Here is a 10,343-nt window from a genome sequence, read left to right as displayed (position 1 = left end):
TAGCCTGGAACGGAAATCACCTTCATTTTGACTAAATATTCACAAAGAGTCCCTTGACTATTTAATTTTTCAACACTATGAGACGTCATTAAGACGTCTCTTCTACTATATCTACTAAGGAATCAAATTCTAATATCTCGCCCTTAGCCTTTGTTTTTTCCAGCACCTCTAAATACTCTTCTTTTCGATCGATGAGTCGTTCTTGCTGCAATTTTTGATATGAATGAAGAAAATCATCACTAGCTGCTTTTCCCATTAACTCACCTCATTTAGTAGTATTAATTAGCTCTATTATAATATTGGTAATTTTTTCTGACAATTAAATTTTCTTTTTTGATTATTACGTACTAAATTTAATGAAGGATAAAAGACTTAAAACTGTGCTAAATGATATTATTATTTATCTACATCGATTCTTTATTTTAATGAAAGTACGGAAGCACTCTTTTTTCTACAACTTGCTCACCAGCACTTATCCATCTACTTTTATCATGGATATGTGCATCCTTGTCTAATGGTGTCTGAAATTGGCTTACTCCAGAAGCATCTAGTAAAGAGCCCTCATCATAATCTAAGCCAACATTTGCCACGTGCTTTATTACAAATGGGTTTTGGAAGCGTATTTTGGCATCTTCATTATCCAGCTCTCCTTCTGTTACAATAAAAGGCACACGTAAATAAATTGTCTCTCCGCCCTCTTTCCACAATACCGTATCAAAGCTTCCTTTATAATACTCCCAGTTACCACCAATGGTAAATCCACGACCTTCAATTTTATCACGTAAATAGCCAAATTCAATTTCTTTTCCCACTATTTTTGAATCAAATTGTAACAATTTTGAACCCTCCTTCATATTACTTGCTAAAAGTCTATCCTAAAAAGAGGAATTACAAACTCTACTAGTAAAAAGTGGGTGACAATAAAGTAAAGTTTCTAGTTTCCCATACAAAATAAATTGGAACAACATCCTTATAATCAACGTGCTCGCTACTACCTATTTATATGGGTTAAATATGTACTTATGAAGTCAATCCATTTACACTATAATTGTAAAGTGAAAAACAATCGGCCTTTTAAAATAATCATTTAAGTAAAGGAGTGTTAGCTATAATGAAAAAATTTGTAGTTAGTTTGATTCTATTACTTTCTCTCTCATTTCTTCTTGCTGGCTGCGGGAGTAAGGATGTACCTTATGACTATGAATATGATCGCTAAAAACCCCCATAAAAAGTCTCGAAACCTTGTATAAATACAAAGTTTCGAGACGATTATTTAGCTCAATTATAATTTGTGTCTTTACGATTATTTTTCAAAAATTAATAAATCTCCTTCTATTCTCAATTTCAAACCCCTTTCCTGACCATTTTGATCCTTTAAGTTTAATCCTTTCTGTTGACGAATGGCATTTTCCTTTCTATCCATTCTCTAAACCTATATTGATAATTACTTTTAACTTATACAGGCAAAGGCTACATACTTTCAAAAAACAAAAAGACTATAAAACAAAGCGGGTTAATCGCCCGATGTTCCATAATCTTTTATATTTATCTTGACCTCGTATGTGATGGGAACCTCACTAAATATTTGATCCCAATTCTTTTTTACTTTTTCCCACACTTTAGGATATTCAATTCTTAAGCTATTGCCAAATCCCGAAACATCAGTTTGATATTGTTGCTGTATCTTCTTTAATACATTGTCTATCAAGCGCTCTACTTCTTTTTTTGTCGTTTGTTCTGCTATTTTCAGAAATTTATTGTTGAATGTTTTTTCGGTTAGCACCCAATGTTCTGCAATTCGACCTTCAGACTCTATTTTGACATGAAATGAAATACTGTCTCCCTTTACTGAAGGCAAAATTTTACTTTTCATAGATAATGCCTCATATATGATAGGCTGATTTGTCTTTTCGTCAAAACTTTCTACTAAACCACCTTTAGCTTTTCCAGTTATCCATGAAATCCCTTCTAATTCTAGTGCATTTAAAGAACCTCGAAATGTTTTTGTTTTCCCTTCGATGACTGCAGCACCCACAAATTTTACTTCTCCGTTTTCAGAAACTACATATTGTAACAAAAAACTAGCATTCGAATTTAATTTCCCCTCTAACTTGGCAAATGTCATAGGAGGGAGAATTTTAGATGTTCTTTCATGACCCTGAATCATCTCCCTAAGTTGAAACGCTGGAATTTTTGTCTGTTCATTTGATTCAAGTATGTCACTAGCACGATTTTTAGCAATAAGCAAAACGCCACTAGGCCTTATCTCCAGCTCTCTTAGAAAAAAATCCAATGTCTGTTTTAAATTCAATGTACTCGCTAAATCCTCTGCAATAATAATTACTTTAGAATGTTCTGCAAAGGCCCGTTTGTCAATTTTTAATAACATGTTTCGTAAGGTGGGGAGTACAGTATCTCCAGTTTCAGAAACATTTTTATAGGCCTGTTGATGCACAGTTCCACCTTTTGCTCCAGTAGCAGTTGTCTCTGAGGTTACTAATTGATTGGTTATCGTAATGAGCTCTCTATTTGAAGGCCTCCCTTCTTGCTCCTCCAAGCTTCCCGAAAAATCACTGTTTGTGGCTAAGTCCAAGGAAGTACCTGCTACTAGACCTAAATCTTCTATTTCTTTATTACTCCAGCATCCTGATAAGGGTAAAATGATTACAGATAACATCGTCCCCAACAGAAATCTTTGATACAAACGCATTAATGTCATGCTTTTTCACCCTTCAGTCTCGAAATAATAAGTAAAATTATCGGTAGTATACCGAAAAGAATAATAGCAGCATGGCCTATCTGATCGCCAAATTTAAATAAATCATTTATATTTTTTGGTGTCATTGCGATCATATATATAACAGGTAGCAAGCCAAACAAGAAAGGTTGAATATTAGTTTGAAAGAGTTGAGCTAGGCCTAATGCAGCCGCATAATAAGTAATTGTAAACGTAGCAAATATTTGCATAATCCATATAACAAGTAAAAAGGATTCGAATCGTTCAAAGATTAAGCCCGGAATTTCATAACTTCTCATTAATTCAATTGTGGGCCATGTTCTTGTCACAACTCCCTCTATAGATAATGCACCTATCACCATTACAACCGTAATCACATAAAAAATGAGAGGAATTATTAAACCAACTACTACAATTCTCACAGCCTTCGTTTTATCAGCTGGCTTCATAAATGCGACTAGTAGCAACATTATTTCTGGACCTAAAAATGCCAATGTAGCCGTTTTTATTCCTTTTAACATCGGGGTAACACCTAAGCCTAATACGGGACGAAGATTGTCTATCTCAAAAATTCCAAAGCTTAAAAAGGCAACCAGCAAGAAAATAACAAATGTAATGGGGAAAATGATTTCAAATAAACGAGCAATCGAGTTTATACCGCTACTAACCAAATATAGACCAACCCACATAAAGGGCAAAATAATTGCCCAGGTGGGGGTGCCCTCTAACAAAAAAAGAGAGGTCACCTCAGCCATTGTTCTGACCTCAAATGCAGAAATTGTAAAAAAATAGCTAATTATCAGCAAGCTTAGAATCCAGCCAAGCCATCTTCCAACAATTATTTGGTTGTACTGATAAAAGGTTTTCTCAGGAAATTGCTGACTTAATTTCACAATAATGATCCCTGCAATCATCGCAATAATGCCTCCTAAAAAAACACTAATCCATACATCTGGTGTTTTCACCTTCTCTACAGATGCTCGAGGCAGTGTAAGAATTCCAGTTGCAAGAATATAATTGACAAGGATAACAAGTGCCTGTGAAGAGCTAATTTTATCTTGTGAACTAATTATCATGCTAAGTCAATGTCCTTTCTAGAGGATTAATCTTTGCGGATAGGATCTTTCGTATGCAGCATCTTAGGACGGCGCTTCATCATCATTAGTGGCATACGAACCATAAAATCTTTCCAATCACTCGCTCGATATGGAATGGTTGGACTTACATAAGGAACGCCAAAACTTTTTAGTTTTACTAAATGACTACATAGAAAAAGGAAGAACAATACAACCCCAAATAATCCAAATATTGCGGCAAAAAACATCGAGACAAATCGAAGTAATCTCAATGTTATACCTGCACTATATTGAGGGATAGCAAAGGAAGAAATCGCCGTTAACGCTACCACAATGACCATAATTGGGCTCACTATTCCAGCTTGAACGGCAGCTTCTCCAATAACCAGTCCTCCCACAATTCCCATTGTTGGTCCAATCGGTTTAGGTAGGCGAAGTCCAGCTTCTCGTAATATTTCGATGGCTACCTCCATAATCAATGCCTCTATTATTGCAGGAAAAGGAACCCCTTCTCTTGTTCCCATCATGGACAATGCTAGTTTTGTCGGTATTAAGCCTTGATGAAAAGAGACAAATGAAATATATAAGGAGGGTGCAAAAAGGGTAATGCCCGCCGCTAGATATCGGAGCAGTCTAATTAATGAACTGGGTAGCCAGCGCTCATAATAGTCTTCAGGTGATTGCAATAGCATGCTAAAAGTAACAGGAACGATTAGAACATATGGTGTTCCATCAAGTAAAATCGCTACTCGTCCCTCTAGCAAAGCCCCCATCACTCTGTCAGGCCGTTCTGTATTCTGTACTTGTGTAAATGGGCTGAGGAAATTATCCTCTATCATTTGCTCTATATAGCCTGATTCAGGTACATCATCTATATTAATTTTATTGATTCTATGTTTGACCTCTTCCACTAAGTTAGGATCAGCAATCTCTTTTATATAGGCAATGACTAATTCTTTTTTGGAGCGCTGACCAACCTGGATAGGAATCATGGATAGGTCACAATTTTCTCCATGCTGTCGTAATAAAGCAGTATTATCACTTAACGTTTCTGTAAATCCTATCCTTGGACCTCTAACCAATGCCTCCGATACAGGTTCTTCATAATTACGCGATTTATTTTTTGTGGTACCCAAAATAAACACCTGTTTCATACCATCCACTACTAATAAAGTAGATCCAATCAATACTTTTGCTACCGATTTTTTAACATCATGCTCCTCGGTTAACTCACTTATTGTAAGGACATTATTTGTTATATGCTTTTGTAAATCAATGGGAGTTAAATCTTGATTTTTTGTTTCTGAAAACCCTCCCATTAATGAAGTTAAAATATGCTTATCAATTAGCTCTTTATCAGATAATCCTTCTAGAAAAATAATTGCTGCACGATTACCAGTGTTACCAAGATAAAACTCTCTAAAATGCACATCCCAGTTATGTCCAATTGCATTTCTTATAAATGAGAGGTCTTGGGTAATATCACCTGTAAAGTCAGGGAACGAAACCTGAACATGTTTTGAATTTATCCATTTTTGATTTTCCACTTCTGCTGTTTTGATTTCTAGCATTCCATTTTTCTTCCGATGAAGTATCAATCCATTAAACAATTTGTACAGAATATAAGGAATGAGAAATACCAAAAACCCTTGTAGAAATACTCTCCATTCTGGTATGTAGGATATCACCTTTTCCCACATAGTTATCACCCTCACTAACTGCTGTCTATATCTATAACTCCATCTTTATCTATCCATTAGCTTTTTAAACTTACAGTAAGCATTCTTTCCCAACCAGCATAATTATTTACGAACAGAAAAAGGATAGGAATATGTTTTATAAAATAGGATATGGTATAGTATCTACATTGAATAAATAGAAGGTGAAGAAATATGCTAGAAGTCAGTGAAAGTAAATTAACACAGTATATCATCCATTTTATAAGTGACTCACTTGTGCTAGGTGAAGAATCGTTTACACAACCCGAGGTCATGCTAGAAGCAGCTTTTACACAACTAGCATTTAGCAAAATCGATTTAGAGCAGCAATATGAATTTTTCCATGAAACTGATATTGCCTTAAATGAGGTATATACATATGTAAGTACCATTTTTAAAGAGGAAAAAGGCTTTCTTGAGCAATCCAAAAACATTGCTACTCATTTATATAGCGTCTCTCAGCACCCTAATATTAAAAGCGGTGAATTATTTATCGGCTTGTTTGACAATTGCTTCTTTATGAATGAAGCTAAAAAAATTGTTGCTATTGTCAAAATTGATGAGAAAGAAATGTTTTTAGATGTTAAGAATGATCAAAACAAAATGATTATTCATGGTATTGACGGCATTAATGTAAAGAAAATCAATAATATGGCCATCATCGTGGATATGGGTGAGGAGCAAGTGCCTGCTGTATTTATAAAAACGAAGAGAAAAGAGGATATTGTCTATTGGCAGGAACGCTTTTTAAAGATTAAAGCAGCGGATGAATATTATCACAAAACGAATTTGGCGTTAACAGAATGTAAAAAGTATATTCTTAAAGAAGATAATTTTTCAAATACAGAAAAGCTAGGGTTATTAAATAAAACGCTAGATTACTTTAGAAATGAAGATGAGTTTCAAGTAAATGAATATATCGAAACGGTATTTGATAAGACCGATTCCACACAAAGAGATATAATCATAAATTCTGTAAAACCCTATGAAACAATTATTTCTGAAAGCGCACTTGAAAAAGCCGAGAAAAAATATAAACGAAAAATAAAGCTAGACTCTAATATTGAAATTCAGGTCAATGTACAAAATATCGAGCAGGTAGATGAACTAATCGAAGTAGGCTATGATGAAGCCACAAATCGCAAGTATTATAAAATTTATTTTCAAGAAGAAATCTAATCAAGTAATTCAATGAAAATAGAATGCTCCTATTAGGTAGACAAATTGTGTTTAGCTAATGGGAGTATTTTTTATAGAAAATTTCCGTAAAACAGCACATCCAAAATTGTTAATATGTTACAATTTAAATACTTTATAAGGGGGTTTTTTATATGTCAATTATTGATGAATTACAATATTACGTGGATAGTGCTTCCATTGGCATTGTACTTGAGCTTCTCCTAGTAACAACTTGCCTTTCTACTATCATCTATGTGGTCACTAAAAATCAATATATTTCATACTTATCATCGGCACCGATATTTTATTTTATGTCCTTCTTCTTCTATCACAATTCACACTTTATTCTGCTAATAGTAGCCATGACGATTCAAGCTTCTGTTATTCTCTTTATTCAAAAGAAAAATCTGTTCAAAGCACTTATAGAAAAAGACCGTACTATAAAAACTAATTAGCATCACTCAAGCTGCAAATAATAGCAATTTGCAGCTTGATTTTCTAAACATGTCCAAATTTTAGTGCACATGCCCAATCAGGTCTATTTAGTTTTTCACTTTGCTTTATCGCATCTGTCACATCATAAGTAATATTTATTTGCTCAAAAATCCATCGACCATCACGTTTTTTCACAATTGTATAATTAGCAAAGGGTGTCCCCGACTCCATTTTATAATAGAAGGGTTCTTCTTCCTCATATGCAAGCAAACCGACACTTCCAGGATTAGCTATAACTTTGCCATTTGGTAAATAAACAATGTCTGATAAATGAGAATGACCACAAAATATGATATTTTGCGGAATTTCCTTGACTAGATTCATTATATCTTGTGGTTGCTTAAGAATTGCATCGTTGAGCGTTATATCATGCAATAAATACTGTTCGTCACTTTTTGGAGAGGCATGACAGAAATAAAAATCTTCTGTCTGAATGGAAAATGGCAGATTGTTTAACCAATTTTTATGCTCATTCTCCAGCATATCTATTACATATTGCGCAGTTAGATTATCTGATGATGCTTGTAACAATATACGATCGCAATTACCACTAACACTTTTTATGTCCACTCCCTTTAATAAATCATATGTTTCTAACGGGAAAAGCGGTCCATACAGTATATCACCTAAATTATAGATACTAACAATATTTCGTTGCTGTATATCATCTAATACTGCCTTTAATGCATCTTTATTGCCATGAATATCCGATAATACTGCTACGTTCATAATTTCCCTACCTTATAGTATTGGATTGGTACTACTCTATACAAATTAATCAGGTAAAATGAAACAACAAAAAGGACTAGGTTCAAAATAAATGAAATACCTAGTCCTCTCTGCTGTTTCTAGAAATAAGACTTTGACAAGATTACATGCATAGCATACTACATCGTACTAAACAAATACTGAACAAAATTAAATTCATTGATTTATTAAGTATTTGATAATGCATATTTATATGTTTGAAAAAGTCGTTACTTTCAATTTCAAACTATCCACAAATTGATTAATTTGTTCCATTTTTACTATTAAACATAATGCCGGACCGCATTCTCTTAAGCCATAATTATTCTTTTCCTTTGCATCTAATACAAAAATTAATTTAAAACGAGGCTCATTTTCCTGTCTTTCATGTTCAGGAACTTGGAACAGTCCATAGTCAGGAAAATAATAGGTACCATATTCAGGAATATGATAAATACACAAACCTGGATCATGGGGTTCAAGCATACTTAGGTGTGTATGATCAACTCGTTTTAGATCATCTAATAATTTTAGAAAATCTCTTTTTAAGCAAGAGATTTCTGTATGTATCTCTGGGAAAGTAGGACCAGTGCGAAAAACAATACCAAATTTCACACTCTCATCATTAACTAATATTAATTTAATTTCAACTTCACAACTGGGCTTGCTAGAATGATCCTTTAAAATAGCCATAAATAAGCTCCTTTTAATTAATTAAATTATGAAAAATCAAATATTCACAACTTTCCACGCTTTGCAGCATCCTTACTTCAAGTTAGATTTTATTAATATTCAGTGCAATAAATTGTGAATCTATGAGTCAAAATCAGCTGAACTTCCAGTGTCTGCATCATGTCTACTGTTTTTGCTAAATAACCACAAAAACCATGCTTATTGTTGGACATAAAAGAATCCTCCTAATTAGGATATTAGAAGGAATACAAACAGTTCAAATAAATTTTTTCACATTGTTAAATGGAATATCGCTCAAATAGTTTTTTTCATCAATACCCTTATAACTACATTTGTCACAATTTTATGTATGGGATGGAGCAGTCCAAAAGAGCCACTATTTCGAGATTGTGTAGCTGTTTATATCATTATGCGGTAAGGATTTAAACAGCATTTGTCTGCACTTTCTTTTGTTTTAGAAAAGCAGTTTAAGGATAAATCTTAACGAAATCAGATATCATTATTAACATTCAATCATCTAATAATGCCAAAATGCGCTCATAATAATATATGATTTCGTCTGAAAGAGGTTAATTAAGTAAAGACAAATATTTTACCAACCGCCACGTTTTTGAATTTCGTCTGTTTTAGCATCAATGTTTCGAGCAAATTCTTTTACTTTTTGTACAGAATCATCAACTTGGCGTTTCGTTGTTTGAATGCGGTTTGCCAAGCTAATCAATTGCGAAGGCTCTGGTGGATTTGGCTGATTCGCAAGCATCAGTAATTCTTGTTGAATACCTTCGAAATTAATGCCAGCATTTGAAATCATGTCACAAGCCAAAGTGATTTGAGATGCTGTGTGATCTACTGAATCAGCAACTCGCTGATTGTTATTCCAATTCATTCGACCTCCACCTGTATATGAATTCATTTATCGCTCCCCCTATCCTTGCAGCCTATCTGTTAACTCGTCGATATCAGTAATCTTTTTGTTAACACTATCAGTAAAAGAATCAATTTCATCCGTTAATTTGTCAACGTCTTTTACATTACGTTGAACTTCTGCCAAGTTATTTAATGCATTTTGCACCTTACCTGTAATCCCCATAGCTACACTATCTAGCATTGCTTTTACATGAGGTGGTGCATCTTGACCAACTTGCGCTAGCAACATATCAACTTGAGGCTGAATTTCAGTCAATGTCGTTTGAGCATTAATTAATTCGCGTGAACAAGAATTCAACTCATTATCGATTTTGTCCGAAGAACGGTCAATATTTGCTTGAATATCCTTAATTTCACCTAACACTTTATCAATTTTATTGCCAACTTCTCTTGCAGTTGATTTACTAATAATCATAATAGCAAGCTCCTCCTAAAAAAAATGTTAATTCATATATAGATTACCAAAAAAATCTTCTTCTTCCTAGCTTCTATATACAAAAATTTCTTTTAAATTCCCTTGCTTAAAACCTCTAAAGTTTGTTATATCAGTATTATTCGATAATTCTTTTTTCAAATTACCCCTAAATAACAAGACTCTTTGTCATAAAGATTTTAGAGAAACAAATCACTTACTTCTTAGTACTTTCAAACAATGCTCATTTGATGAAATGAAAAAGACCAGTTACTCACTAGTAATGAGTCACCTGGTCAATTGTTATAGCTCTGTAAGTTATTCTTCTCAATCAATGTATAAAAACTCTTTTTAATTAA

11 protein-coding genes are annotated in these 10,343 nt (G+C 33.7%); 2 read left to right on the top strand and 9 right to left on the bottom strand.

Going from position 1 to position 10,343, the window contains the following annotated elements:
- Window positions 1-88: 88 nt before the first annotated feature.
- The 5 genes from AC1RNS_RS21390 to AC1RNS_RS21370 form a co-directional block, all read right to left on the bottom strand.
- The gene (locus AC1RNS_RS21390; RefSeq protein WP_492995592.1) at window positions 89-256 is read right to left on the bottom strand and encodes a hypothetical protein; all 168 of its coding nucleotides are present in this window, start codon (window positions 254-256) and stop codon (window positions 89-91) included.
- A 166-nt stretch (window positions 257-422) separates the two neighbouring features.
- The gene (locus AC1RNS_RS21385; protein WP_492995590.1) at window positions 423-836 is read right to left on the bottom strand and encodes a YugN family protein; all 414 of its coding nucleotides are present in this window, start codon (window positions 834-836) and stop codon (window positions 423-425) included.
- Window positions 837-1,513: 677 nt separating this feature from the next.
- Window positions 1,514-2,710, bottom strand: coding sequence for a Ger(x)C family spore germination protein (locus AC1RNS_RS21380; RefSeq protein WP_492995598.1), 1,197 nt, complete (start codon window positions 2,708-2,710; stop codon window positions 1,514-1,516).
- Window positions 2,711-2,715: 5 nt separating this feature from the next.
- Window positions 2,716-3,813 carry a spore germination protein gene (locus AC1RNS_RS21375; protein ID WP_492995589.1) on the bottom strand — a complete coding sequence of 366 codons (1,098 nt, stop codon included), beginning with the start codon at window positions 3,811-3,813 and terminating at the stop codon, window positions 2,716-2,718.
- A gap of 26 nt (window positions 3,814-3,839) precedes the next feature.
- A complete protein-coding gene (locus AC1RNS_RS21370; protein WP_492995587.1) occupies window positions 3,840-5,384 on the bottom strand; it encodes a spore germination protein in 1,545 nt (514 codons plus the stop codon).
- Between the two features lie 321 nt (window positions 5,385-5,705).
- Between AC1RNS_RS21370 and AC1RNS_RS21365 the strand changes: the two genes are divergently transcribed.
- Window positions 5,706-6,710, top strand: coding sequence for a nucleoid-associated protein (locus AC1RNS_RS21365; protein ID WP_492995586.1), 1,005 nt, complete (start codon window positions 5,706-5,708; stop codon window positions 6,708-6,710).
- A 152-nt stretch (window positions 6,711-6,862) separates the two neighbouring features.
- A complete protein-coding gene (locus AC1RNS_RS21360) occupies window positions 6,863-7,165 on the top strand; it encodes a hypothetical protein (protein ID WP_492995585.1) in 303 nt (100 codons plus the stop codon).
- Window positions 7,166-7,208: 43 nt separating this feature from the next.
- On the opposite strand, the gene AC1RNS_RS21355 is transcribed toward AC1RNS_RS21360, so the two are convergent.
- From AC1RNS_RS21355 to AC1RNS_RS21340, 4 genes are all read right to left on the bottom strand, one after another.
- Window positions 7,209-7,934 carry a metallophosphoesterase family protein gene (locus tag AC1RNS_RS21355; protein WP_492995583.1) on the bottom strand — a complete coding sequence of 242 codons (726 nt, stop codon included), beginning with the start codon at window positions 7,932-7,934 and terminating at the stop codon, window positions 7,209-7,211.
- A 228-nt stretch (window positions 7,935-8,162) separates the two neighbouring features.
- On the bottom strand, window positions 8,163-8,645 hold the full coding sequence (locus tag AC1RNS_RS21350; RefSeq protein ID WP_492995581.1) for a hypothetical protein: 483 nt from the start codon (window positions 8,643-8,645) through the stop codon (window positions 8,163-8,165).
- A gap of 592 nt (window positions 8,646-9,237) precedes the next feature.
- On the bottom strand, window positions 9,238-9,558 hold the full coding sequence (locus tag AC1RNS_RS21345; RefSeq protein WP_492995580.1) for a cyclin family protein: 321 nt from the start codon (window positions 9,556-9,558) through the stop codon (window positions 9,238-9,240).
- A 12-nt stretch (window positions 9,559-9,570) separates the two neighbouring features.
- Entirely contained in the window at window positions 9,571-9,987 is a 417-nt protein-coding gene (locus AC1RNS_RS21340; protein WP_492995579.1) for a hypothetical protein, read from the bottom strand.
- Window positions 9,988-10,343: the final 356 nt, after the last annotated feature.

The organism is Lysinibacillus sp. GW821-FHT14F06 (genome assembly GCF_058803665.1).
This window is presented reverse-complemented; position numbering and strand designations above follow the sequence as displayed.